We start from the raw sequence: 23,884 nt of genomic DNA on the forward strand, positions 1-23,884 counted from the left end.
CAGAGTGCGCCCTTTGACGAAGCAACTCGGCGATGTGATCCCCGTCCCGGCCTCCGTGCGGCCGGTTCCGGCCACGTCGTTCACGATCCTTCCCGGTACGGGTGTGAGCACGGTCCCCGAGGCGTCCGGTGTGGCCGCGTACCTGGCGTCCGAGCTGGCGAAGACGGTCGATGGCCCGATCCCGATCGGTCCCGGTGGCGCGATCGTTCTCGAACTGGATCCGTCGCTCGCCGCCGAGGCGTACACCCTGACCGCCGGCGAGTCTTCGGTGACGCTGCGCGGCGGCACCCCGCAGGGCCTGTTCTGGGGTGTGCAGACGCTGCTGCAGCTCGCGCCCGAGGTGCCGGGTGGCGTGATCGAGGACGAGCCGCGCTACGAGTACCGCGGCGCCATGCTCGACCTGGCCCGGCACTTCTTCACCGCCGCCGAGATCAAGGCGCACGTCGACCTGCTGGTCCAGTTCAAGATCAATCATCTGCACCTGCACCTCACCGACGATCAGGGCTGGCGTCTGGAGATCCCGGGCTGGCCGCGGCTCACCGAGATCAGCGGCGGCGAGGGCACCGGAGTGGACGGCGCCGGTCCCGGATTCCTCACCCTCGCCGAGTACGCGGACGTGGTCGCCTATGCCGCCGACCGGTTCGTGACGGTCGTCCCGGAGATCGACATGCCGGGTCACGTGAACGCGGTGCACTACGCGTACCCGTCGCTCACCGCTGACGGTCAGCCGGTGCGGCAGCGCATCGACGCCGAGGTCGGCTACAGCTCGCTGGTCGCCGGCAAGGAGGAGACGTACGCCTTCGTCGAGGACGTGATCCGTGCCGTCGCCGACGCGACGCCCGGGCCGTACCTGCACATCGGCGGCGACGAGTGCCACTCCACGCCGGCCGAGGACTACCGGGCGTTCCTGGCCCGGGTGCTGCCGCTGCCCGGCAAGTACGGCAAGCGGGCCATCGGCTGGCACGAGATCGCCGCCGTCGAGCTGCCGGAGACGGCGGTCGTGCAGTATTGGCGGATCGAGGCGGCCGACGAGAACACCGCACGGGCCGCCACCGAGGGCCGCCGGATCATCATGGCCCCGGCCGACCGCACCTACCTCGACATGAAGTACGACCCGGAGTCCCCGCTCGGCCTGGACTGGGCCGGTCACGTGGACGTGCGGCGCTCCTACGACTGGGACCCGGCCGACCGGCTGCCCGGCGTCCCCGAAGAGGCTCTGCTCGGCGTCGAGGCGCCGCTCTGGTCCGAGACGCTGCGCAGCGTCGCCGACATCCAGTACCTGACGTTCCCGCGCCTGCCGGCCATCGCCGAGGTGGCCTGGTCGCCGCGATCGGTTCGGGAGTGGGAGTCGTTCCGTACCCGGCTCGCCGCTTTCGGTCCTCGCTGGGAAGCGGCGGGAGTGAACTTCCACCGGGCGCCCGAGATCCCCTGGATCACGGCAGAACCAGCTTGATCCGGCTCCGCGGGATCGCCGGGATCCGGGACAGGTCGATCGTGGTGTCCTGCGGGGGCAGGTAGTAGTCGAGCCGGGACAGGTGCTGGAGCAGCGTTCCCAGCAGGGCGATGGTGATCTTCTCGCCGGGGCAGCGATGCCCGGTGCGAGGGTCGCCGCCACCCTGCGGGATCAGGTCGAAGTCGCCGATCTCGCGGCCCAGGAATCGCTCGGGACGGAAGACGTACGGGTCGTCCCAGAGGAACGGATCGTGGTTCTGCCCGTAGACGTCGAGCAGCACCAGCGTGCCGACCGGGATCGGCTCGCCCTGGAAGTACAGGTCACGGGCGGCCCGGCCGCCGAGGAACGGCGCGAACGGGTAGAAACGGCGCACCTCGTGCACGAACGCGGTGGTGTACTCGTCGTCGCCGGCGCGCAGCCGTGCGGCGTGGTGCGGCCATCGGTCGAGCGCGTGCGCGGCGAAGGCGACGAACCAGGCCACCGCCGTGGACGGCCGGATGATGTTGAGAAGTTCGACGGCGGCGGTGCGGGGATCGAGGAGTTCGCCGTCGTCCGTGTGGTGCGCGATCGCCGAGATCGGGTCGGAGGACGGGGCTTCCGACCGTACATCTGAAATGATCTTTGAAAGCCGCCGCTCCTGACGCCGGCGGGCCGCCAGGGCGCGGGCCGACCGGGGACCGACGGTCGCGAAGCCGTCCACCATCGCGACGAGATCGCGGGCCAGGGTGGTCAGATCACGATCTTCTTCCGGTACGCCGGTCCAGCGTGTGACCGCCTTCGCGATCACCCGGGCCGTCTCGTCGAAGAGGGAGATCTCCCGGCCGCCCCGCCAGCCCTCGGCGGCCTGGTCGAACGCGTCGCCGGCCAGCTTCGCGAGAGTGTCGACGCCGTCCGTGTCGAGCAGCAGACCGGTGAAGAGCGCCTTGCGGTGCCGATGCGCCGAACCGTCGAGCGTGTGCACCGCCCCCGCGCCGAACAGGGTGTGCACGACCAGGCTCGGCAGCGCGGTGTGCCGTTCCAGGTTGCCGGGGCCGTAGAAGAACTGGGTGGCTGCCGGACCGCAGATCCCGACGGCGGGCTGACCCATCACGCGGGTCCGAACCGGTGCGCCATCCGCACGACGACGCAGATCGGGCAGCCAGGCGTACCCCTTGAGAGCGACGGCGAGGGTCTGATCGAGGTCGGCCATGGCGGACGTATAACCCGCTGCGCGAGCGTGAAACTAGGCTGAGGCGGTTTCGAGGAGGACGGCAGTTGAGCAAGGGTGCGAGATCGGCGGCGGCACTGGCCGGATTCCTGCTGGTGGCGGGGGCGCAACTGGCCCTGGTGCTGCTGGCTCTCTGGGCGGTGCTGTGGATCCTGCCGAGCACCGTGGCCCTGCGTGCCGGGGTGCCGCTGAGCATCGCCACGGTCGGTGCGCTCGGGTACGCGACATGGCGGGCGCTGCACACCCGGAGACGGCTGCCCGCCGGGGTGGCGGTCACCCGCGACCGGGCGCCGCAACTGTGGGACCTGGTCGACGGCGCCGCGGCGGTCGCGGGGGTGACGCCGCCGGACGGCCTGACAGTCGTCGCCGACGCCACCGCGACGGTCGGTGAGCAGACCCGCCTGCTCGGGTTCGTCGGCGGGCGGCGCGACCTCTACCTCGGCCTTCCCCTCCTACAAGCATGGACGCCGGCGCAACTGAGGGCCGCGGTCACGCACGAACTGGCGCACGCCTCGCCGCAGCTGAGCAGGTGGGCGCCGCTCGCCTACCGAGGCCGGGTCGCCGTCGGCCGAGTCGTGCCCCGCATCTCCCGCCGCAACCCGGCCGGTGCGGTCCTGAGGGCCTACGCCGGGATCTACCGCCGGATCGACGCCCCCTTCAGCCACTCACAGGAACTGGCCGCCGACCGCCTGGCTGCAACCCATGCCGGGTCCGAAGCGGTCATCGCCGTGCTGCGCGACCTCCCAGTCCTGGCCGGGATGCAGCGGCTCTTCCACCTCGAGTACGTCGGCCCCGGCTGGCAGGCGGGCTATGTGCCGGACGACGTCTTCGGTGGTCTGCTGCGCGTCCTGGCGGCGCGGTCGGCGGAGATGTCGCAGTTGCGCGGCCAGGATCCCGAGCCGCCCGGCCCGTGGGACACCCATCCGCCCCTGTCGGAACGGTTGGCGGCGCTCACCGCGATCCCTGCTCCGCCCGATGAACCCGAGCTCGAGCTGGTGCCCGATCTGCCTCGGCTGGGGCGGGCGTTGCAGGACGTCGCCTATCCGGCCGGCGGGCGGACCGTGGTGGGCTGGGACGAGTGCTTGAGCGTCGCTCGTACCGCTGAAATGGAACGGGAAGCGGAAGCCGCGCTCGCCACCGTCTCGCGCGCGGTGAACGCGGAGGTCACCGGGCCGGCGCAGGTGCTCGATCTGGCCGCGGACGGACGGTTGCGGGCGGCGGCGCAGGCGCTCTTCCCCGGTACGTCGTCCGGCGAGACCACCGAGCGGATCGTCGACCTGCTCGGGCTGATGCTCGCCCTGGCCGCCCTGCGCAGCGGCGTCGTCCGGTGGCGGCACAGCTGGACCGGTGCGGCCGAGTTGGTCGGGGTCGACGGCGCCTACCTCAATCTGGCCGAACTCGCTCAGGCCGCGGCCGAGCCGGGGACCGTGCAGGACGTCCGCACCTACCTCGACAAGATCGGGGTGGACCTCGCGGCGGCCGGGGGCAGTGGGCCGGTCCGTAGCCAGGTCCTCGGCGGGCTGGTCAACCTGACGGCGGGTGGGGCGCGTACCGACCTGCTGATCACGGATCTTGGACTGCTGCTGGTGCCGGGCCTGCCGCGGGGCCGTGGCAGCGAGGCGAAGCGGCGGCTGGCGCGGCTCGCGGCCGACGGGGTTCCGGGCCGGCCGGATGGTCGTTTCCTCCCGTTCGCTGACGTGACCGCGGTGACCGCGTTGCCCGGCCGGCGGAAGGGCTGGGTCGTCGGCGTCCGTGGCGGCGACGACGTGACACTGCGACCGGCCCTCGACACGGACGAGCTGCCCGGCGGCTGGAAGGCCTGGGATGAGGTGGTGACCTACCTCACCGGCACGCGGCCGGTGACGCCGGCTCCGCGCGTCTCCGCGGAGGGATCCGGTGAACCTGCTGAGGCCGAGGCCCGTACCAGGGAATGACTGAGTCTCATCCACGACGGATGAGCAATCATGACGTCACTTTGGGTCACAATAACCTCGGAGATTATTCGCTTCGCCGACTGCCGAAATGGGTAGCACGACAGCCGGTGAGGCGCGACGATCGTCTCCATACCGGGGGAGGGCGCTCATGGAACGGGGTCCGTTGACGCTCTTCGGAGCCATCGTCGCGGTCGGACTCGGTCCGGCCCTCTGGCTCGGCGCGCAGCTGGGCACCGTCACCGTCGCCCCCAACGAGCGTCCCTCGACCGTGGGCGAGCAGTACCCGGAGGCCGACGACATGGACTTCGGTGGCGTCGGCGCCGGCGAGACGCCCGACCAGGCCGACTGGATCCGGGTCTTCCCCGATCCGACGGATGACGAAACGTCACCGACCCCGTCCGTGGCCCCGTCGTCCGCCCGCCCCTCCAAGAACGTCGTCACGACCAGGCCCTCCTCGGCGTCGCCGTCCGCGCCGGCCAGCCCGTCGGCGAGCCCCTCGGCTGGCGAGCCCGCCGTGTCGCCGAGCCCGGCTCCGCACGAGGACCCCAGTGAGCAGCCCAGCGAGGAGCCGTCCGAGTCGCCGAGCGAGGAGGAGCCCGAGCCGTCCGAGTCGGCGTCCGACGACTTCGGTGGTGGCGGGGGTGCGCCGCCGGCGAGCTTCGCGGTGCCCTACCAGGAAGCGAACTGAGGAACTGAAGAAGGGAGCCGGAAAACCGGCTCCCTTCTTTTCGCCCTTGTCTGATCAGAGGCCGAGCAGCCGGTCCAGGATGTCGCGGTACGCCCGGAGCTCCACCCGCAGCGCCTCGGTGTCCTCGGTGCCCTTCGCCAGCGAGCCGCGCTGGTCGCGCAGCGCCGTGGTGAGCTTGTCGACGGCCTCGTCCACGAGTTGCGCGGCCTCGCCGGTCGCGCCCTTCGGGTCGTCGACGAAGCGCAGCTGCACATCCCGCCAGCGCTCCTTGAGCGTCTGGGTCTCGGCCGTCGGGAAGAACGGCGCGGGCCCGGAGATGCCGGTGGCCGCTACCGGGGTGGCCTGATCGGTATCGGTCCCGTCGACGACTTCGGGGTCGTCGAAGGTGCCCTTGTCCTCGATCGCGCCGTCGGCTGCCTGTCCGGCCGCGAGTTCGTCGACCTTGGAGCGGTCGGGGTCGATCCGATCGGCTTCGGTGTCGTGAAGCGTGTCGGATTTTTCGGACTTGTCGCTGTCTGTATCGGCCTCGCTGTGTGCGTTGGCCTCGCTGTGTGCAGTGGCATCGCTGTCTGCATCGGCCTTGCCGACCTTGGAGGTCTCGCGGTCGGTGCCGATGCCTGTGCCTGAGCCGGTGTCTGTGCCGGTGCCAGCGCCAGTGCCAGTGTCGGTGTCGGTGGCGGTGTGGCTGGTGGCGAAGGCCGGCTTCGGGTCGTCGGAGGTTCCCTTGTCTTCCAGCGCGAGGTCGACCGGGTCCTCATCCGAGTGCCGGCCGGCGTCGGTCCGCTCGCCGATCGGGACGGTCTTGTCCTGGTCGATCGGCACGGTCCGGTCATCGATGTGGTCGCCGGTCCGGCCGTCGACGTGGTCGTGGATCCGGTCCGCGTCGATCCGGTCGTCGTGGATCCGGCCCTCATGGATCCGGTCTTCGTCGATCCGGCCGTCGTCGATCCGACCGTCGTCGATCCGGTCGTCATGGATTCGGTCGTCGGTGGTTCGGGCGCCGGAGTCGAAGGCGACGGTGCGGTCGTCGGTGACGATGCGGTCGTCGGCGACGCCGGAAGCGGCGTCGGTGACCCGGTCGGTGCGCCCGTCAGCGGCACGGGTGTCGCCGGCCGCGGCGGAAGCGGCGACCGCTCCACCCACAGTGGACGCCCCGAAGGCGGTGGGCTGCGGCGCGGGCGGCTGCTGCTCGGTGCTGTCGGCCGGACCGTGCTCCCACGGTGACCCGGCACGCTGCTGGGGCACCTCCGGAGCGGAGGTCTCCTCGTTGTCCTTTGCCTCGTTGGAGAAGAAGCGCATCGTCGGTGCTCCTCAGCGGCTGGTGGCGTCGGGGCGGGAGCGCGCGACGCCGGGTTCGGTGGCGGTGTCCTCAGTGTCGGCCACGGTGCGGGCCGGCGCATCGTTCCCGATCGTGTCGTCGGCGGCCCGGCGCGGCGCCGGTGCGGTGGGCGCGGCGTCGGTCGCGGACACAGGATCGGTGGCGGGCGCGGCGTCGGTGGCGGGCGCGGCGTCGGTGGCAGGCGCGGAATCGGTGGCAGGCGCAGAGCCGGTGACAGGCGCGGAGTCGGTCGCCGAGGTGGTGGAACCGACCGCTGAGGCGGGCACCGGGTTCTCGCCGAGCAGGTCGGCGAAGAGCGCGCGGTAGTGGACCAGGGCCTGGCGGAGGTCCTCGGTCTCGGCTTCGCCGCTGGCGCTGCGCCGGCTGATGTCGTGGGCGGCGCGGTAGTGCTCGAGGGTGGCGGCGTGCTCGACCGAGAGGTTGGCGAGACGCTCGTCGTAGTCGCCGGTCGGGTACCCGCGCTCGGTGATCAGCGCGGTGACCAGCTCATCAGCTGTGGAGACCGCTTCCTTCGGGTCGTCCACGAAACGGATCTGCACTTCTTCCCAGGCGGCGGCGTACTTCGCTCGCGATTCCGGCGACAGTGGACGCAGCTCCAGCTCGGCGTGCCGCTTGGTGCGCTCGAGCAGTTCCCGTTCCGCCTCGGTGCGGTTGCCGGTGTCGGCGACCACACGGTCGTACTCGGGGCCGAAGGTCTGCTGGAGACGGCGGCGCCGCGCGGCCCGGACACCGAAGACGATCGCGGCCAGAACCAGTAGGACGACGACGATCAGGATGATGGTGACGGGAGCGGACATCTTTACCTCCTTCTTCCGTCAGAGCTATGCCCACCCGATACCCGATGCCAATCATCCGCACTGTCGTAACCCCGACGATCTCCAAAAAAGATCGCACGCCGATCTGGCTGGACAAACGGGACGGATGCAGAGCTTCCGGGAGAGCCGGGAGCTAGCTGAGACGCACGTCATTACGTATTCTTCCGGAGCGCATGACGCAGGCGGCCTTCGTCGCAGGCAGGCGCGTTGATCGTTTCCTACCGAACCCCTCGGGCGGAGCCTGATGAGAAGCCGCAACTGGTCGATCCGTTCGAAGATCACCGCGATGGTCGCGGTGCCTCTCGTCGCGCTCTTCGCACTGTGGATGTTCGCGACCGCGGTGACCGCCGGTCCGGCGCTCAATCTGCTCGAGGCCCGCGACGCCGTGCACAAGCTCGGCAACCCGGGACTGCAGCTGATCGCCCAGCTCCAGCGCGAGCGGCACTTCTCCACGATCTACGTGTCGGCCTCGAAGCCGGCGGCCGGCGATCTCACCCGGGAGCGGGCGGCGACCGACCAGGCCGTCGCCACGTTCCGCCAGGCGGTGTCCGAGGCCGACCTCACCGACACGGTCCGCGTCCGGGTCGACGAGTTGGTCGCCCTGCTCGACGATCTGCCGGACATGCGGAAGCGCGTCGACGACCGGTTGAACAAGGACATGCTGCCGGTGGTGCGCGACTTCAACGCGGTGGTCGACGCGGCGTTCGAGGTGTCCGGATCGGCCGCGATCTTCTTCCACGAGCGGGTGGACCGCGAGGTCCGCGGCCTGATCGACGCGCTGCGCGGCCTGGAGCACCTGAGCCGGGTCGACGCGATGCTCGCCGGGGCGAACGCGGCCGGCTACATCAACGCGATCGACCGCGGCGTCCTGATCGAGGACGTCAGCAACTCGCGGTACCTGCTCCGATCCGGTGTCGCGAACATGCCGGAGGCGTCCCGCGGCGACTACTCCCGGCTCGTCACCAGCTCGACCTTCGTCAACCTCGACATCATGCAGAACTCGCTGATCGGCGAGAGCTACGCCGGTGGTCCGCCGCCGGTCAGCGGGGAGAGCTGGCAGCCCATCTATGACCGGACGAACGCCCAGCTCAGCGATTTCGTGCTGGGCGGTGTCGACAAGGTCGCCGAGGACGCCACGCCGCTGGCCGTCAGCGTCCTGCTCTGGCTCGGCATCGCCGGTCTGCTCGGTCTGGCCGCCTTCGTGCTGTCCATCTTCGTCTCGGTCCGGTTCGGCCGGTCGATCGTCGGCCGTCTGATCCGGCTGCGCCGCGAGGCTCTGGAGATGGCGTCGGAGAGGCTTCCTTCGGTCGTACGCCGCCTGCAGCGTGGCGAGGCCGTCGACGTCGACGTCGAGACCCCTCCGCTGGAGTACGGCGCGGACGAGATCGGCCAGCTCGGACATGCCTTCAACGATGTGCAGCGTACGGCCGTCCGCTCCGCCGTCGACGAGGCGAACGTGCGCCGCGGCATCAACGAGGTGTTCCTCAACATCGCCCGGCGCAGCCAGACCCTGCTGCATCGTCAGCTCTCGCTGCTGGACCGGATGGAGCGCCGGGAGACCGAGCCGCAGGAGCTGGAAGACCTGTACCGCGTCGACCACCTCGCGACCCGGATGCGGCGGCACGCCGAGGACCTGGTCATCCTGGCCGGCGCGGCGCCGGGCCGCGGCTGGCGCAACCCGGTCCCGGTGATCGACGTCGTCCGTGGCGCGATCAGTGAGGTCGAGGACTACAAGCGGGTCGACATCCGGACCATCACCTCCTCGGCGGTCTACGGCCGCGCGGTCGGCGACGTGATCCACCTGCTCGCCGAACTGATCGAGAACGCCGCGTCGTTCTCCCCGCCGCACGCCCGGGTGCAGGTGGTCGGCCAGGTGCTGCCGAACGGCTACGCCATCGAGATCGAGGACCGCGGTCTCGGTATGGCGCCGGAGGCGATCGAGGAGGTCAACCGCCGCCTCGCCGAGCCGCCGGACTTCGACCCGACCGACAGCGCCCGCCTCGGCCTGTTCGTGGTGGCCCAGCTGGCCGCCCGGCATCAGATCCGGGTGTCGCTGCGGGCGTCCGCGTACGGCGGCATCACCGCGATCATCCTGCTCCCCGGTGACCTGGTCACGAGCGCCCCGCCGCTGCCGGCGGGGCCGGGCGGTGGCAGCCCGGCCAAAGGAGCACCCAAAGGAGGGTGGGACGCGCCGCTGGTCGGCTCGGGCAGCGACGACCCGGCACGGCAGTCGCTCGCCGAACTCCAGTGGCAGGGCAGCGAGGAACTGCGAGAGGTCACGGTGGCCGGCCGCCGGTCGCCCGCCGAAACGACGGCGCTGACCGAGGACCCGGGTGGACCGGCGCCGAGCCTGGTCGCCGACGAGCTGAGCGCCGAAGGGCTGGTGCAGCGCCGCCGGGTGCGCCGCAAGCCGAATGCGGTCCCCGAGATGCCGGAGGACGCCGGCACGGCGGCGCGCGCCGTACCGCGGAATTCGGCCCCCGCCGCAGTGCCGGAGGCGAAGGCGCCCGCCGCGGTGCCGGAGGCGAGGCCGCTGCCGCAGGTGCCCGCTCAGCGCCAGCCGTCCATTCTGGAGGGCGACGAGACCCTCGACGACGACCCGACCGAGGGTCTGCCGAAGCGGGTGCGGCAGGCGAGCCTGGCGCCGCAGCTGCGCCAGCCGGTCGTCGAGCGCGTGTCGACCGCGCCCGAACGCAGCCCGGAGCAGGTCCGTACGCTCATGAGCGCCTTGCAGCTCGGCACCAACCGCGGCCGGGTGGACGCTGCGCGCAGTGAGGCAGTGGTCACCGAACTGGAACAGTCGAACCCGGACGATACCGTCAGCTTCCCGGCCCTCGTGGATGTCGCGGCGGCCCGGGACAACGCATCATCCGGAACCGAGGTGGGCGCGGTTGGCGACCGTGCCTCCGGTTCCGGCGAGAACCTCAGCCTGGAGAAGGACGCATAGTGGCACAGACGAAGCAGAGCGCGAACCTCACCTGGCTCCTCGACGACCTGGTCGAACGGGTGCCAACCGCGGAGCAGGCCGTGGTGCTCTCAGCCGACGGGCTGATGCTCGGCGCTTCCGCGGCGATGAGCCGTGAAGACGCCGAACACCTGTCCGCCATGGCGGCCGGCTTCCAGAGTCTGGCCAAGGGCGCGAGCCGGCACTTCCGGGCCGGCCAGGTGCGCCAGACGGTGGTGGAGATGGAGGAGGCCTTCCTCTTCGTGACGGCGGCCGGTCAGGGCGCGTGCCTTGCCGTGCTCGCGTCCGCCGACGCCGACCTGGGTCTGATCGCCTACGAGATGGCGATGCTGGTGACCCGGGTCGGACAGATCATGAGCGCGCCGGAGCGGTCGGTGCTCGCGCCGTCCGACGCTCTCTAGCAGCCGCTTGTGACACACGACTGGCTGGACTCCGACGCGGGACCGGTGGTGCGCCCGTACGCGATGACCGGCGGCCGGGTCGCGCCCTCGGGTGGCGACTTCGACCTGGTCGCCTTCGTCGTGGCGACCGTGCCTGACCTCCCGATCGGCCCGCAGCTGCAACCCGAACACCACGCCATCGTCGCCGCGGCCTGGGAGCCGATCTCGGTGGTGGAGCTGGCGTCGCAACTCGACCTCTCCATCGGCGTGGTCCGGGTCTTCCTCGGTGATCTACGCTCAGCGGGCCTCATCTCGCTGTACGAACCTCCCGCGGCGACGCAGCCGCATGACGTCGACGTACTCAAGGCGGTTGTCAATGGACTCCGTGCGCTCTGACCGCAACGGCGGCTCGTCGCGCATTCCCGTCGCGCTCAAGATCCTGATAGCCGGCGGATTCGGTGCGGGCAAGACCACGATGGTCGGGTCGGTCAGCGAGATCCGCCCTCTGCAGACCGAGGAGGTTCTGACCGGGGCCGAGGGCGCGGACGACGTCTCCGGTGTGGAGGGCAAGACCACCACCACGGTCACGATGGACTTCGGCCGCATCACGATCACCGAGGACCTGCAGCTCTACCTGTTCGGCACGCCGGGGCAGGACCGGTTCTGGTTCCTCTGGGACGAGCTGTCGCAGGGGGCGCTCGGCGCGGTGGTGCTCGCCGACACCCGCCGGCTGGCCGACTGCTTCCCGTCGATCGACTACTTCGAGCAGCGGGGCACGCCGTTCGTGGTGGCGGTGAACTGCTTCGACACTCAGCAGCGGTTCGCGCCGGACGCGGTGAGCCGTGCGCTGGACCTCGACCCGGGCGTGCCGGTCGTCCTCTTCGACGCCCGTGACCAGGTCGCGGCCCGCAACGTGCTGATCGAGCTGGTGGAGTACGTCGCCCGCCGCCAGCTGACGGCGGCCGGCCGCCGCTAGAGGCAGATCAAGTACGGCTCGATCCTGCGCAGCGCCGACGCCGTGAGCAGTCCGCGGTCCACCAGGTCCGCGGGCTGCCGGTACGGCCCCCGCTCGTGCCGGTCGTGGACGATGCGCTGTGCTTCGGCCGGTCCGACCCCGCGCAGCCGGGCGATCTCCTGCGCCGGCGCGTGGTTGAGGTCGAGCAGCCCGCCGTCGTCGAACGCCCGCAGCAGGTCCGGCCGTCCGATCCCGGCCTGCCGTGCGCCGGCCGGGTCGACCGCCGCGAACTGGCGGGCCAGCTCCCGCCGGGTCCGCGCCTGCCGGTTGTCGCCGGTGTGGGAGGCGAGGATCGCGCCGTGCGCCGACGCGGTGAGGGAGAGGATCGCGGCGCAGAGCAGCCCGGTGTTCTCGGCCCGGCTCAGCTGCGGGCTGTCGACGGCGGTGGGGTCGATCGCGAGCAGGACGACGACTCCGATGAAGGCGGCGAAGTAGCCGATCGCGGCGATCAGCTCGTGCCGGGTCCGGCGCTGCGAGGCGGCCCAGGCGAACCAGATCCAGCTGCCGAAGGTGCAGACCACGAGCGGGAGCAGGGCGGCGGCGGTCACCTCGGGCCAGCGGACCTCCCGATGCCGGACCGGCGCCAGCAGGAAGGGCTGCGGTCCACCGGGAGGGGAAGGCGCGGGCGCGGGCGCCGGCGAGGTGGGCGGGAAAGCCGGCATCGGTACGACGGTGACCTGCGGCGTGACGTCCTTGCCGGCCCACGGGTCCACCGCCTCGGCGTAGACGGCCTCGTCCCGCAGAACCCGCCGGTGCGCCTCCTGCAGCCGTTCGCCGGGTTCCGCGCCGAGCTGGTCGAGGAAGTATTCCCGGGCGTCCCGGAAGACGGCGAGGGCCTCGGCCTGCCGCCCGGACCGCTGCAACGCGATCATGAGATGGGCGCGCAGGCCCTCGCGGAGCGGGAACTGCTCGACGAGCCGGCTCAGCTCGGATACCAGCCCGCTGTCCACGCCCTGAGCCAGCGCGGCCTCGGCCCACAGCTCCCAGGCGGTGGCCTGTTCCTCGGCGAGCCGGCTCCGGGCCGCCTCGAAGATCGGGCCGGTCAGCCCGCCGAGCGCCTCGCCGTGCCAGAGCGCGAGGGCGTCGCGGGCCGTCCCGGCGGCAGCGGCCGGGTTGCCGGCCTGGCGTTCGGCGTCGGCACGGGCCAGCCGGCTGCGGAACTCGCCGGCGTCGAGGGCGCTGCTGTGCAGGACGTAGCCGCCGTCGGTGAGCGCGAGCAGTTCGCCGGGGGTGCGCGGGGAGCGGTCCGGTTCGAGAGCGCGGCGCAGCCCGGCCACGTACTTCTGCACCACGTTCGGGCCGTTCTCCGGCGGGTCGTCGCCCCAGACCGCGTCGACGATCCGGTGGACCGGGACCGGCTTGCCCGGGTTCAGCAGCAGGACGGCGAGGACCGCGCGTTGTTTGGCGGGCCCGAGGTCGACGCGCTCGGCGCCCCGGAAGGCCCGCACCGGACCGAGGATCTCGAACCGCAGCGGGACGGCAGCGAGGCTGTCAGTCACCTCGGCGACACCCCTTCTGACCAGCGCTTTCTTCGTACGGCAGCAGAACCGCAGCCGGCAGCAGCATAGCCGCAGCGCATCGGCAGTCATGCCCCGGAACCTTCTTGGCATCAACCGGCCCGAGAAGGAGACAGTCATGAATCGCAACCGCATCGCCGCCGCCACCGCTCTGCTGATCGCCGGCGCCACGACGGCCGCCTGCGGTACGACCGGTGGACCCGCTGCGGCTCCGACGGTGGAGAAGACGAAGACGGTGACCGAGACGCTGCTCGACGCGGTCCCGGACGCGTCCTCGCCGGTGTTCCACTACACGGTCGAGGGCGGCCTGAACCCGTTCTCCGGGGTGATCGACCCGGCCGGCCGGGCGATGACCGCCGAGATCACCCAGAAGGTCCCGGACACCCCGATCACGCTCTCGATGAGGTTCCTGGTGGTCGAGGAGAAGATCTGGACCAAGATCGCCTTCACCGGCGCGACGGCTGACCTGGGCCTGCCGAAGCTGCCGAAGAAGTGGATGGCGATCGACCCGGCGAAGACCGGCGACTCGGACGTCAGCGACATGAAGTTCTCGGCCGCCGAGATCGACCCCGGGTACGTCACCGCTCTCGTGTCCGCGGCCGCCGGCCTGACGCAGACCACCGCCGGCCACTTCACCGGCACGACCGACCTCACCCGGTCCACCGAGGCGGAGATCGTCGGGACGAAGGAGTTGACGGCCCTCGGCGAGCAGGCGAAGACCGCTCCGCTCGACGTGGTCGTGGACGCCGACGGCCGGATCGCGAAGGCGACGGTGAAGATCCCGGAGGCCGCCGACTACGAGGTCACCTACGACCGGTACGGCGCCGCGAAGCCGCTGACCACGCCGGCCGACGCGGTGAAGGCGCCGGCGGCCGTCTACGAGCTGCTCAAGGGCTGAACGAGCCGCAGCGGGACGGGCGCCCCGGGTCAGACGGGGGTCCGGGGCGCCGGCCCGCTGCTCTCCCGGATCACCAGCGAGGCAGGGAGGACGACGTGCTCCACCGGGCCCGCCGCATCGCCCCGCGACCGCCGGATCTCCGCGGTCAGGGCGGCCGCGGCGGCCCGGCCTTTCGCCACGACGTCCTGCCGCACGGTGGTCAGCGGCGGCTGCATCTGCCCGGCGATCGGCCCGTCGTCGAAACCGACGATCGACAGATCCTCCGGTACGCGCAGTCCGAGGTCCTCGGCCGCCTGCCGGACGCCGACCGCTGTGGTGTCGGAGAAGCACAGGAACGCGGTGGGCCGGTCCGGCGGGGACAGGATCGCGCGGGCGTCCCGGCGTACGAGATCGATCCGATCCAGAGGGTGACGGAGCAGCGCCGGCTTGACCCCCGCGGGTTCCAGGACGTCGGACCAGCCGAGCCGGCGCTGGCGGGAGGCGTGCGCCTCGACGAGCGTGGACGGGTCGGCGATGACGCCGTGCGGGGGATTGGCGCCGCTGGTGGCGATCGCGATCCGGCGGTGGCCGAGATCGAGCAGGTGCTGGGCGGCGGCCCGGGCGCCGGACCGGTCGGCGATGTTCACGCTCGGCGCGTCGTCCACCGGATCCTGGTCGACGAAGACCAGCGGCAGGTTGCGGCGGCGCAGCCAGGAGACGGCCGGCGAGGTCGGATCGCAGGAGTAGACCAGCGCGCCGTCGATCGCGACGTCCCGGGCCGGCACCACATCGCCGGTGCCCCACGAGGTGAGCAGCGTGATCGCCAGCCCGGTCGGCGCCAGCTCCTCGGCGATGGCGGCCAGGAAGGCTCCGGCCACCTGGTCGGTGAAGGCGTGCCGCAGCGAGTCGGTGAGCAGCACCCCGACCGCGCCGGTGGTGCCCTTGGCCAGCGCCCGGGCGGTGGGGTGCGGACCGGCGTAGCCCAGATCCCGCGCGGTGCCGAGGATGCGCTCGCGGAGGGCGGGGGAGAGCTGATCGGGGCGGGAGAACGCGTTCGACACCGTCATCCGGCTGACGCCGACCCGATCCGCGATGGTCTGCAGCGTCACCCTGGGCATGTCCCACACCGTAGCGCCGGGGTCCGGGACCGCCATCTCTCGGACGGTGACAGACGGCGGTCCCTCCAGAGCCCTATCTGTACCGGTACAGTATCGGCGCCCTCCGCATGAAGACAAGGGTGATGTGATGGGATCGGGGCATGGGTTCCAGCGCTGAATACGTCTTCGTCGGCTGTTACACCGGTGACAAGGGAGGCGAGGGTGACGGCATCACGCTGCTCCGCCGCGACCCGGCCACCGGTGACCTGACCCGGCTCGGTCTGGCCGCGCGTACCCCGTCGCCGTCCTTCCTCGCCCAGCACCCCACCCTCCCGGTGCTGTACGCGGTGAACGAGCTGCACGAGGGCACGATCACCGCGTTCGCCGTCGCGCCGGACTGCTCGCTGATCCCGCTCACCACCCAGAAGACGGGTGGCGCCGACCCGTGCCACCTCGCGGTGACCGCCGATGGCAGGCACCTCGTGGCCGCGAACTACGGCGGCGGCTCGGTCGCGGTCTTCCCGCTCGACGCCGACGGCGTGCCGGGCCGGCGCAGTGACCTCGTCCAGCTCCAGGGCTCCGGCCCGAACACGGAGCGTCAGGAGTCGCCGCACGCCCACCAGGTCCTGCCCGACCCGAACGGCGCCGACGTGCTCATCTCCGACCTCGGCTCGGACCGGGTGTGGCGCAGCCGGCTGGACCCGAACTCCGGGCGGCTCGGCCCGGTCGGGGTGGCGGTCGAGGCGAAGCCGGGCACCGGACCGCGGCACATGGCCCGCGGCCCGCGTGGCACGCTGCTGCTCGCCGGCGAGCTCACCGGGGACGTGACCTGGTACCACCCGACCGGTGGACCGGCGCTCACGCCGGCCGGCGCCGCCGAGTCGAGCGGCCTCCCCGGACCGGTTTATCCATCGGAGATCGCCATTCGCACCGACGGCAGGTTCGTCTATGTGGCGAACCGGGGGCCGGACACCGTCTCGGCGTTCTCCTGGGACGGCGAGACGGCCGAGTTGATCGCCGAGGTGCCGACCGGAGGAGTGTGGCCGCGGCACATGATCTTGCTCGGAGATCACCTCTACGTAGCCAATCAGCGTTCACACAACGTGACCGTTTTCCGCATCGACCCGGACACCGGAATTCCCGGTCCGCAAGGCGATCCGACCGGCGAGCCGAGCCCCACCTGCCTGTTGCGCTGGAATCCTCCGGTGATCAGGCCATAGGCGAGATCGGTCAACCAGGCATGTCAGTGATCTTCTCGGACAGATCCGACACGTCGGGGCTGAAGTGTGATACTGCGCGGAACGGCGTCGTCACTCTGGGTGTTTTCTAGATCGGGAAGCGCCAATCTGAGTAATTTTCGTCCGAACGTATATGGCATTCAGCTTCACGCTTCAGCACTATGGAGCGCGTGTCTGGCCGCCATCGTAGAAACTTCAACGCAAAGGGAGCGGGCGTCGTCGGAGGTGCGATGGCGATAGTCGTCGTAATTGCGGGGACGTGGCTCGGTTATCAGCAGTTGGCGGACTCCGGTTGTACCGGGTCCGTGCGACTGTCGGTCGCCGCCGCTCCCGAAATCGCGCCCGCCGTCGAGCAGATCGCCTCGCAATGGATCACGGGCGGTGCGGAGGTCTCCGGGACCTGCGTCGCCGTCGACGTGACCGAGGCGACCCCAGCCGACATCGCCGGCGCGGTCTCCCGTGAGCACAACGTGGCCCTCGCCGGCCTGGGCACCGCGCCCGAGACGGTGGCGGTCCCCGACGTCTGGCTCCCGGACTCGTCGACCTGGCTGCTCCGCCTCCAGCAGGAGGCCTCGGGCTTCAAGCCGACCAAGATCTCCTCGGTCGCGCAGAGCCCGATCGTGCTGGCGGTGCCCGAGCCGATCGCGAAGACGTTCGGCTGGCCGGACAAGAAGATGAGCTGGGACCAGCTGCTCTCCCAGTTCGGCACGGACGGCACGCTGCAGGTCGGCATCGTCGACCCGACGCGCGACGCGGCCGGGCTCAACAGCCTTCTCGCGATCGGCGCGATCGCCGGCAGCGGCCAGGAGGGCCTGCTCAAGAAGACGCAGGCGCTCACCGCGCTCTCCGAGAACGACTCGTCGCTGCGCGAGGAGCTCCTCCAGCAGTTCCCGAAGTCGACCGACGCGAACGACCTGGGCACCAGCCTGCAGGCCGCGCCGCTGTCCGAGGAGGACGTGGTGGCGTACAACGCCCAGCGTCCCGCCGTGCAGCTCAGTGCGATCTACATGGAGCCGTCGCCGACGCCGCTCGACTACCCCTACTCGATCATGCCGCAGGTGGTGGACACGGCGAAGGCCGCCGCCGCCGACGGCCTGCTCGCCCAGCTGTCCAGCGCCGCTTTCAAGGACAGCCTCGCGGCGGTCGGGCTGCGGGCGCCGGACGGCACCTACGGCGCGGCCTTCCAGGCACCGGTCGGCGCCCCGGCCGCCTCTCCCGCGGTGAAGTCCTCGGGCGGCGCCGACGGCGGCAAGGCCGCCTCCGGTGTGAGCGGCAACGACCTGAGCCGCGCGGTCGGCTCCTGGGTGGCGACCACGCTGCCCGGCCGGGTGCTCGCGGTCTTCGACGTCTCCGGCTCGATGGGCAAGGCGGTGCCGACGGCGGGTGGCGCGACCCGGGCCCAGGTGACCCAGGCGGCGGCACGCGGCGGTCTGTCCCTCTTCAACAACAAGTGGGCGGTCGGCGTCTGGCGGTTTTCCACGAACCTCGACGGTTCCAAGCCCTACAAGCAGCTCGTGCCGATCACGCCGCTGACCTCGGGCCGGCCGCAGCTCGAAGCGTCGATCGGCGAACTCAATCCGGTCCCCGCCGGCGACACCGGTCTCTACGACACGGTTCTGGCGGCGTACCAGGAGGTCCAGAAGAACTGGAAGGCCGGCCGTTCCAACTCGGTCATCCTCTTCACCGACGGCAAGAATGAGAACGCCGACGGCCTCGGCCAGGACGAGTTCTTGGACAAGCTGAAGAAGGCCCAGGACCCGAAGAAGCCGGTCCGCCTCGTGCTGATCGGTATCGGCAACGAGGTCGACAAGGGAGAGCTCGACACGATCTCGAAGACGGTCAAGGGCAGCGGCGTCTTCATCGCCGAGGACCCGGCCCGGATCAGCGACATCTTCCTCGAGGCGATCGGAACGCGCACCGGCGCGAGCTGATCACGACACGAACTGAGCGACCGCCGTCCCTCCGGGGCGGCGGTCGTTTCTCTCTATGGCCTCGGCCTCTTCCTATCGCCTCAACCAGGCGGCCGGGTCGTCGCGCACGGCCCGGATCACCGTGTCGGCAGCCCCGCGCATCGCCGCGTCGGCGCCCAGTGCTGCCGGTCGCAGCACCACCGGCGCCAATCCCGAGGTCAGCACCCGGCGGCTCAGCTCCTCCTCGATCCCGGGCTGCAGCTCGGCGAAGAGCGGAGCGTAGGCCCCACCCAGCACGATCACCGGCACGTCGAGCAGGTTGACCACGGCGGCCAGCGCGATGCCGAGGGCCGACGCGGCGAGCGGCTCGTCGCCGGCCAGCGCCTCCTGCCCGGCGTACTGCTCCAGGCAGCCGCGGGCGCCGCACCGGCAGGGCCGGCCGTCCGGGAAGACGGTGACGTGGCCGATCTCCCCGCTCCAGCCGCGCACGCCGCGGTAGAGCTCGCCGTCGAGGACCAGCCCCGCGCCGATGCCGATCTCTCCGGAGACGTAGAGGAACGTCGGGTCGCCGCCGGTCACGCGCAGCTCACCGAGCGCCGCCAGGTTCGCCTCGTTGTCCACGCTGATCGGCAGGTCGGCCAGCTCCGGCACCGAGCGCAGCAGCGCCGGCGCGTCCACGTCCTGCCAGCCGAGGTTCGGCGCGACCCGGATCAGGCCGTCGCCGGCGACCAGGCCGGGTACGGCGAGCGCGGCGCCGGCGACGGTCAGCCCGTCGGCCTCGGCGGCGAGCCGGGCCCGGGCGGCCAGCCGGCCCAGCGCGGCGAGCGAGACCTGGCTGCCGGCCGGCCGCTGATCGGCGTGCTCGACGAACCGTTGCCGGACCGCCCCGGTGAGGTCGACCACGCAGGCGGCCAGATAGTCGATGTTGATCTCGAAGCCGAGCCCGGCCGGGCCGGCGGCGCTGATCGCGAGGCCGACCGCGGGACGGCCGGCGCCGGTGCGGGGCGGCGGGTCCAGCTCGGCGAGCAGGCCACCGGCCACCAGGTCGTCGACGAGGGCCGAGACGGTGGCCCGGGTGAGCCCGGTTGCGGCCGCGACGCCCGCTCGGGATAACCGATCTGTGCTGTTTGCCACGGTATGCAGCACGAGCGCGAGATTATGGGCTCGCACGCTCGACTGCCGGACGGGGGCGCTGGAACGAGTGGTCATCCGGGCCGTCACGCCCTTGACAATGCCACACCCTCGTCAAATAATTCAACCAATAAACAAATCCACTGCGTTTCCCGGAGGTAACCGTGTCGGTCCAGGCCACACGCGATGACAAGTTCTCCTTCGGTCTCTGGACCGTTGGCTGGCAGGCTCGTGACGCGTTCGGTGACGCCACCCGCGCCGCGCTCGACCCGGTCGAGGCCGTGCACAAGCTCGCCGAGATCGGCGCTTACGGCATCACGTTCCACGACGACGACCTCGTGCCCTTCGGCTCGGACGCGCAGACGCGGGACGGCATCATCGCCGGCTTCAAGAAGGCGCTCGACGAGACCGGCCTGATCGTCCCGATGGTGACCACCAACCTGTTCACCCACCCGGTGTTCAAGGACGGCGGCTTCACCAGCAACGACCGTTCCGTCCGGCGTTACGCGATCCGCAAGGTGCTGCGCCAGATGGACCTCGGTGCCGAGCTGGGCGCCAAGACCCTGGTCCTGTGGGGTGGCCGTGAGGGCGCCGAGTACGACTCGGCCAAGGACGTCGGCGCCGCCCTCGACCGTTACCGCGAGGCGCTCAACCTGCTCGCGCAGTATTCCGAGGACCGCGGTTACGGCCTGCGCTTCGCCATCGAGCCGAAGCCGAACGAGCCCCGCGGCGACATCCTGCTCCCGACCGCCGGCCACGCCATCGCGTTCGTGCAGGAGCTGGAGCGTCCCGAGCTCTTCGGCATCAACCCGGAGACCGGCCACGAGCAGATGTCGAACCTGAACTTCACCCAGGGCATCGCCCAGGCGCTGTGGCACAAGAAGCTGTTCCACATCGACCTGAACGGTCAGCACGGCCCGAAGTTCGACCAGGACCTGGTCTTCGGCCACGGTGACCTGCTCAACGCGTTCTCCCTGGTCGACCTCCTGGAGAACGGCCCCGACGGCGGCCCGGCCTACGACGGCCCGCGGCACTTCGACTACAAGCCGTCCCGCACCGAGGACTACGACGGCGTCTGGGAGTCGGCGAAGGCCAACATCCGGATGTACCTGCTGCTCAAGGAGCGCGCCAAGGCGTTCCGGGCCGACCCCGAGGTGCAGGAGGCGCTCGCGGCCAGCAAGGTCGCCGAGCTCAAGACCCCGACCCTCAACCCGGGCGAGGGTTACGCCGAGCTGCTCGCCGACAAGTCCGCCTTCGAGGACTACGACGCTGACGCCGTCGGCGCCAAGGGCTTCGGTTTCGTGAAGCTGAACCAGCTCGCGATCGACCACCTCCTCGGAGCCCGCTAACAATGGCATTGGTGGCCGGGATCGACAGCTCGACCCAGTCCTGCAAGGTCGTGATCCGTGACGCCGAGACCGGCGCGCTGGTCCGGCAGGGCCGGGCGAGCCACCCGGAGGGCACCGAGGTGCATCCGGACGCCTGGTGGACCGCGCTGCAGCAGGCGATCGAGGAGGCCGGCGGTCTCGACGACGTCGCCGCGGCCTCGGTCGCCGGGCAGCAGCACGGCATGGTCGTGCTCGACGAGAACGGTGAAGTGGTCCGCCCGGCGCTGCTGTGGAACGACACACGCAGTGCCGGCGCGGCTGCCGACCTGATCGCGGAGCTCGGCGGTGGCGAGAAGTGGGCCGAGGCGGTCGGCATCGTGCCGGTCGCCAGCTTCACCCTCACGAAGCTGCGCTGGCTGGCCCGTAACGAGCCGGACAACGCTGCTCGGGTGGCGGCCGTCTGCCTGCCGCACGACTGGCTGACCTGGAAACTGTCCGGGTCGACGTCGCTGGACGATCTGCGGACCGACCGCAGCGACGCCAGCGGCACCCTCTACTGGTCCGCCAAGACCAACGAGTACCGCTACGACCTGCTGGAACTCGGATTCGGACGCCGGATCAAGGTCCCCGAGGTCCTCGGGCCCACCGGGATCGCCGGTCACCTGCCGAACGGCGCGCCGCTCGGTCCCGGCGCCGGTGACAACGCGGCGGCCGCTCTCGGCACCGGCGCGCTGCCCGGCGACGTGATCGTCTCGATCGGCACGTCCGGCACGGTCTTCGTGTCGTCGGACGTCGCGCCGATCGACCCGAGCGGCACGGTGGCCGGTTTCGCCGACACCACCGGGCGGTTCCTGCCGATCGTGGTGACGCTCAACGCGGCCCGGGTGCTCGACGCGGCGGCGAAGCTGCTCGGCGTCGATCACGACGAGCTGTCCCGGCTCGCGCTGTCCGTCCCGGCGGGCGCCGACGGCCTGGTGCTGGTGCCGTACCTGGAAGGGGAACGGACGCCGAACCGGCCGGACGCCACCGGCGCGATCCACGGGCTCACGCTCAAGACGTCCGACCCGGCGCACCTGGCGCGGGCCGCCGTCGAGGGCATGCTCTGTGCTCTCGCCGACGGACTGGACGCGCTCGTCGCGCAGGGCGCCGCTGCCAACCGGATCGTGCTGGTCGGCGGCGGGGCACGCAGCGAGGCGGTCCGTCGCATCGCGCCCGCGCTGTTCGGCAAGCCGGTCCTGGTCCCGCCGCCCGGCGAGTACGTCGCGGACGGCGCGGCCCGTCAGGCGGCCTGGGTCGCGCTGGGTGGCGACACCCCGCCGGCCTGGTCGGCGGCGGCTCCCGAGATCTACGAGGCCGACCCGGTCCCGCTGATCCGCGAGCAGTACGCGGCGGCGCAGAACGCGGTCATCGACCGCACCCGCTGAAGTCCTTCGGCCGGCTCTGGAAAAGAGCCGGCCGAAAACTTGTTGTCCCCTCCTCGCTGCGGCATCTACCTACGCGGAACCACCGGCCATCCCCGGGCCGGCATCCCCCGTACGTAGGAAGGATCCGCAGTGGCATTTCGCAAGCGGACGCTGATCGGCGCCGTGGCCGCGCTCGTCGTGCCGGCCGGCCTGGTCGGCTGGTCGATGTTGCCGTCGAGCGCCGCGACAGCGCCGGCGGCCGGCAACACGTACCAGCTGGTCGTCAAGAAGAGCAGCATGTGCCTGGACGTACCGGGCGCCTCGAAGGACAACGCCGCCCTGCTCCAGCAGTGGGGTTGCACCACCGGCGCCGGCTGGCAGCAGTTCAAGCTGGTGGCGGCGGGCGGCAATCTCCTGATCCAGAACGTCGACAGCGGCAAGTGCGTCGACGTGCCGGGTGGCTCGACCACCTCGGGTCAGCGCCTGCAGCAGTGGGGCTGTGCCTCGGCGCAGACCAACCAGCAGTGGCGGGTGGCCGCCAGCGGCACCGGCACCTATCAGGTCATCAACGTGAACAGCGGCCTGTGCATGTCCGACCAGGGCGCCTCGACCGCGTCCGGCGCGTCGATCATCCAGGAGACCTGCACCGCCAACTCGAACAAGCAGTGGGCGTTCAACCTGGTCGGCGGCGCGGCGACGACGGCTCCGACGACCGGCACGTTCACGGTGGCCGCCGACGGCACCGGCAAGTACAAGACGGTCCAGGCCGCCATCGACGCCGTCGCCGCGAACAACACCAGCCGGCAGACGATCACCATCAAGCCCGGCACGTACCGGGAGATCGTGACGGTCCCGTCGAACAAGCCGTTCATCACGCTCAAGGGCGGCGGCGACTCGGCCGACGACGTGGTGATCGTCAACAACCGCAGCAGCGCGGGCGGGTACGGCACGTCCGGCAGCGCGACCTTCTTCGCCAACGGCAAGGAGACGAACGCGGCGAACCTGACGATCTCCAACGACTACGGCGAGGGCAGCCAGGCCGTGGCCGCGAACCTCAACGCCGACAAGCTCGTCTTCGACAACGTCCGGTTCCTCGGCGCGCAGGACACGCTGCTGGTCAACAGCGGCCGGTCGTACATCAAGAACTCGTACGTCGAAGGCACCGTCGACTTCATCTTCGGCGGCGGCACCGCGGTCTTCAACAACGCCAAGATCTACCAGAAGCGCAGCACCGGCGGACCGATCACGGCGGCCCGGACCGACCCGGCCAACGCGTACGGCTTCCTCATCTACAAGAGCACGGTGACCGGCGCGACGAACAACACCACGCAGCTCGGCCGCCCGTGGGGCCCGGACGCGCAGGTGCTGTTCCGGGAGACCAGCCTCAGCGCCACCATCAAGACCGCCCAGCCGTGGACCGACATGTCCGGCAACACCTGGCAGAACGCGCGGTTCTTCGAGTACGCGAACACCGGCAGCGGCGCGACCACGAACAGCAATCGCCCGCAGATGAGCGCCTCGACGGCCGCGAATCACACCCCGCAGAAGTACCTCGCAGGCTCGGACAACTGGAACCCGGTGGGTTGA

At 71.1% G+C, this 23,884-nt stretch carries 19 protein-coding genes; 13 read left to right on the forward strand and 6 right to left on the reverse strand.

All coding sequences use genetic code 11. The annotated features are described in order from the left end of the window. Positions 1-4 precede the first annotated feature (4 nt). Positions 5-1,453: a beta-N-acetylhexosaminidase gene (locus EP757_RS15475; protein WP_232050523.1), complete on the forward strand. Its 1,449-nt coding sequence runs from the start codon at positions 5-7 to the stop codon at positions 1,451-1,453. Here EP757_RS15475 and EP757_RS15480 read toward each other — a convergent pair. Next, positions 1,434-2,642, reverse strand: a complete 1,209-nt coding sequence (locus tag EP757_RS15480) for a cytochrome P450 (RefSeq protein ID WP_127546712.1) — start codon at positions 2,640-2,642, stop codon at positions 1,434-1,436. The two genes, EP757_RS15475 and EP757_RS15480, sit on opposite strands and share 20 nt — an antisense overlap. A gap of 65 nt (positions 2,643-2,707) precedes the next feature. Here EP757_RS15480 and EP757_RS15485 point away from each other — a divergent pair, with 65 nt between their 5' ends. Further along, the gene (locus EP757_RS15485) at positions 2,708-4,594 is read left to right on the forward strand and encodes a M48 family metallopeptidase (RefSeq protein ID WP_232050524.1); all 1,887 of its coding nucleotides are present in this window, start codon (positions 2,708-2,710) and stop codon (positions 4,592-4,594) included. Positions 4,595-4,742: 148 nt separating this feature from the next. Further along, the gene (locus EP757_RS15490; protein ID WP_127546714.1) at positions 4,743-5,282 is read left to right on the forward strand and encodes a hypothetical protein; all 540 of its coding nucleotides are present in this window, start codon (positions 4,743-4,745) and stop codon (positions 5,280-5,282) included. A gap of 54 nt (positions 5,283-5,336) precedes the next feature. Here EP757_RS15490 and EP757_RS15495 read toward each other — a convergent pair whose 3' ends face one another. Both EP757_RS15495 and EP757_RS44795 read right to left on the reverse strand, forming a co-directional pair. Next, positions 5,337-6,581 (reverse strand): hypothetical protein, encoded by a 1,245-nt coding sequence (locus EP757_RS15495; RefSeq protein WP_127546716.1) that lies wholly within the window; start codon positions 6,579-6,581, stop codon positions 5,337-5,339. Positions 6,582-6,593: 12 nt separating this feature from the next. Then, entirely contained in the window at positions 6,594-7,418 is an 825-nt protein-coding gene (locus EP757_RS44795) for a hypothetical protein (protein ID WP_127546718.1), read from the reverse strand. Between the two features lie 262 nt (positions 7,419-7,680). Here EP757_RS44795 and EP757_RS15505 point away from each other — a divergent pair, with 262 nt between their 5' ends. From EP757_RS15505 to EP757_RS15520, 4 genes are all read left to right on the forward strand, one after another. Beyond that, the gene (locus EP757_RS15505) at positions 7,681-10,383 is read left to right on the forward strand and encodes a nitrate- and nitrite sensing domain-containing protein (RefSeq protein WP_127546719.1); all 2,703 of its coding nucleotides are present in this window, start codon (positions 7,681-7,683) and stop codon (positions 10,381-10,383) included. After that, the gene (locus EP757_RS15510) at positions 10,380-10,802 is read left to right on the forward strand and encodes a roadblock/LC7 domain-containing protein (protein ID WP_127546721.1); all 423 of its coding nucleotides are present in this window, start codon (positions 10,380-10,382) and stop codon (positions 10,800-10,802) included. Before EP757_RS15505 ends, EP757_RS15510 begins: the two co-directional genes overlap by 4 nt. A gap of 63 nt (positions 10,803-10,865) precedes the next feature. Then, positions 10,866-11,177 carry a DUF742 domain-containing protein gene (locus EP757_RS15515; protein WP_232050676.1) on the forward strand — a complete coding sequence of 104 codons (312 nt, stop codon included), beginning with the start codon at positions 10,866-10,868 and terminating at the stop codon, positions 11,175-11,177. Beyond that, positions 11,158-11,757: an ATP/GTP-binding protein gene (locus tag EP757_RS15520; protein ID WP_127546724.1), complete on the forward strand. Its 600-nt coding sequence runs from the start codon at positions 11,158-11,160 to the stop codon at positions 11,755-11,757. Before EP757_RS15515 ends, EP757_RS15520 begins: the two co-directional genes overlap by 20 nt. On the opposite strand, the gene EP757_RS15525 is transcribed toward EP757_RS15520, so the two are convergent. Then, positions 11,754-13,295, reverse strand: a complete 1,542-nt coding sequence (locus EP757_RS15525; RefSeq protein ID WP_160165802.1) for a BTAD domain-containing putative transcriptional regulator — start codon at positions 13,293-13,295, stop codon at positions 11,754-11,756. The two genes, EP757_RS15520 and EP757_RS15525, sit on opposite strands and share 4 nt — an antisense overlap. A gap of 136 nt (positions 13,296-13,431) precedes the next feature. Here EP757_RS15525 and EP757_RS15530 point away from each other — a divergent pair, with 136 nt between their 5' ends. Next, positions 13,432-14,211: a hypothetical protein gene (locus tag EP757_RS15530; RefSeq protein WP_127546728.1), complete on the forward strand. Its 780-nt coding sequence runs from the start codon at positions 13,432-13,434 to the stop codon at positions 14,209-14,211. 29 nt (positions 14,212-14,240) lie between these two features. On the opposite strand, the gene EP757_RS15535 is transcribed toward EP757_RS15530, so the two are convergent. After that, on the reverse strand, positions 14,241-15,308 hold the full coding sequence (locus tag EP757_RS15535; RefSeq protein ID WP_127546730.1) for a LacI family DNA-binding transcriptional regulator: 1,068 nt from the start codon (positions 15,306-15,308) through the stop codon (positions 14,241-14,243). Between the two features lie 140 nt (positions 15,309-15,448). On the opposite strand from EP757_RS15535, the gene EP757_RS15540 reads away from it, so the two are divergent. Both EP757_RS15540 and EP757_RS15545 read left to right on the forward strand, forming a co-directional pair. Beyond that, positions 15,449-16,507, forward strand: coding sequence for a lactonase family protein (locus EP757_RS15540; protein ID WP_127546732.1), 1,059 nt, complete (start codon positions 15,449-15,451; stop codon positions 16,505-16,507). Between the two features lie 248 nt (positions 16,508-16,755). Next, positions 16,756-18,456, forward strand: coding sequence for a VWA domain-containing protein (locus tag EP757_RS15545; RefSeq protein ID WP_127546734.1), 1,701 nt, complete (start codon positions 16,756-16,758; stop codon positions 18,454-18,456). Positions 18,457-18,528: 72 nt separating this feature from the next. Here the strand turns inward: EP757_RS15545 and EP757_RS15550 are convergent, their stop codons facing one another. Further along, positions 18,529-19,644 carry an ROK family protein gene (locus EP757_RS15550; RefSeq protein WP_127554259.1) on the reverse strand — a complete coding sequence of 372 codons (1,116 nt, stop codon included), beginning with the start codon at positions 19,642-19,644 and terminating at the stop codon, positions 18,529-18,531. 86 nt (positions 19,645-19,730) lie between these two features. Between EP757_RS15550 and xylA the strand changes: the two genes are divergently transcribed. The 3 genes from xylA (at position 19,731) to EP757_RS15565 (ending at position 23,884) form a co-directional block, all read left to right on the forward strand. Next, the gene (gene xylA, locus EP757_RS15555) at positions 19,731-20,915 is read left to right on the forward strand and encodes a xylose isomerase (RefSeq protein WP_127546736.1); all 1,185 of its coding nucleotides are present in this window, start codon (positions 19,731-19,733) and stop codon (positions 20,913-20,915) included. Between the two features lie 2 nt (positions 20,916-20,917). Continuing rightward, on the forward strand, positions 20,918-22,318 hold the full coding sequence (gene xylB, locus EP757_RS15560) for a xylulokinase (RefSeq protein ID WP_127546738.1): 1,401 nt from the start codon (positions 20,918-20,920) through the stop codon (positions 22,316-22,318). A gap of 129 nt (positions 22,319-22,447) precedes the next feature. Then, positions 22,448-23,884 carry a pectinesterase family protein gene (locus tag EP757_RS15565; protein ID WP_127546740.1) on the forward strand — a complete coding sequence of 479 codons (1,437 nt, stop codon included), beginning with the start codon at positions 22,448-22,450 and terminating at the stop codon, positions 23,882-23,884.

The organism is Actinoplanes sp. OR16, from assembly GCF_004001265.1.
Lineage (GTDB): Bacteria > Actinomycetota > Actinomycetes > Mycobacteriales > Micromonosporaceae > Actinoplanes.

Bases quoted from the DNA above. Each gene is read 5' to 3' on its own strand.
- EP757_RS15480 (WP_127546712.1), bottom strand. From the start codon at position 2,642: ATGGCCGACCTCGATCAGACCCTCGCCGTCGCTCTCAAGGGGTACGCC.
- EP757_RS15490 (WP_127546714.1), top strand. From the start codon at position 4,743: ATGGAACGGGGTCCGTTGACGCTCTTCGGAGCCATCGTCGCGGTCGGA.
- EP757_RS15495 (WP_127546716.1), bottom strand. From the start codon at position 6,581: ATGCGCTTCTTCTCCAACGAGGCAAAGGACAACGAGGAGACCTCCGCT.
- EP757_RS44795 (WP_127546718.1), bottom strand. From the start codon at position 7,418: ATGTCCGCTCCCGTCACCATCATCCTGATCGTCGTCGTCCTACTGGTT.
- EP757_RS15505 (WP_127546719.1), top strand. From the start codon at position 7,681: ATGAGAAGCCGCAACTGGTCGATCCGTTCGAAGATCACCGCGATGGTC.
- EP757_RS15515 (WP_232050676.1), top strand. From the start codon at position 10,866: ATGACCGGCGGCCGGGTCGCGCCCTCGGGTGGCGACTTCGACCTGGTC.
- EP757_RS15520 (WP_127546724.1), top strand. From the start codon at position 11,158: ATGGACTCCGTGCGCTCTGACCGCAACGGCGGCTCGTCGCGCATTCCC.
- EP757_RS15530 (WP_127546728.1), top strand. From the start codon at position 13,432: ATGAATCGCAACCGCATCGCCGCCGCCACCGCTCTGCTGATCGCCGGC.
- EP757_RS15535 (WP_127546730.1), bottom strand. From the start codon at position 15,308: ATGCCCAGGGTGACGCTGCAGACCATCGCGGATCGGGTCGGCGTCAGC.
- EP757_RS15540 (WP_127546732.1), top strand. From the start codon at position 15,449: ATGGGTTCCAGCGCTGAATACGTCTTCGTCGGCTGTTACACCGGTGAC.
- EP757_RS15545 (WP_127546734.1), top strand. From the start codon at position 16,756: ATGGCGATAGTCGTCGTAATTGCGGGGACGTGGCTCGGTTATCAGCAG.
- EP757_RS15550 (WP_127554259.1), bottom strand. From the start codon at position 19,644: ATGACCACTCGTTCCAGCGCCCCCGTCCGGCAGTCGAGCGTGCGAGCC.
- xylB (WP_127546738.1), top strand. From the start codon at position 20,918: ATGGCATTGGTGGCCGGGATCGACAGCTCGACCCAGTCCTGCAAGGTC.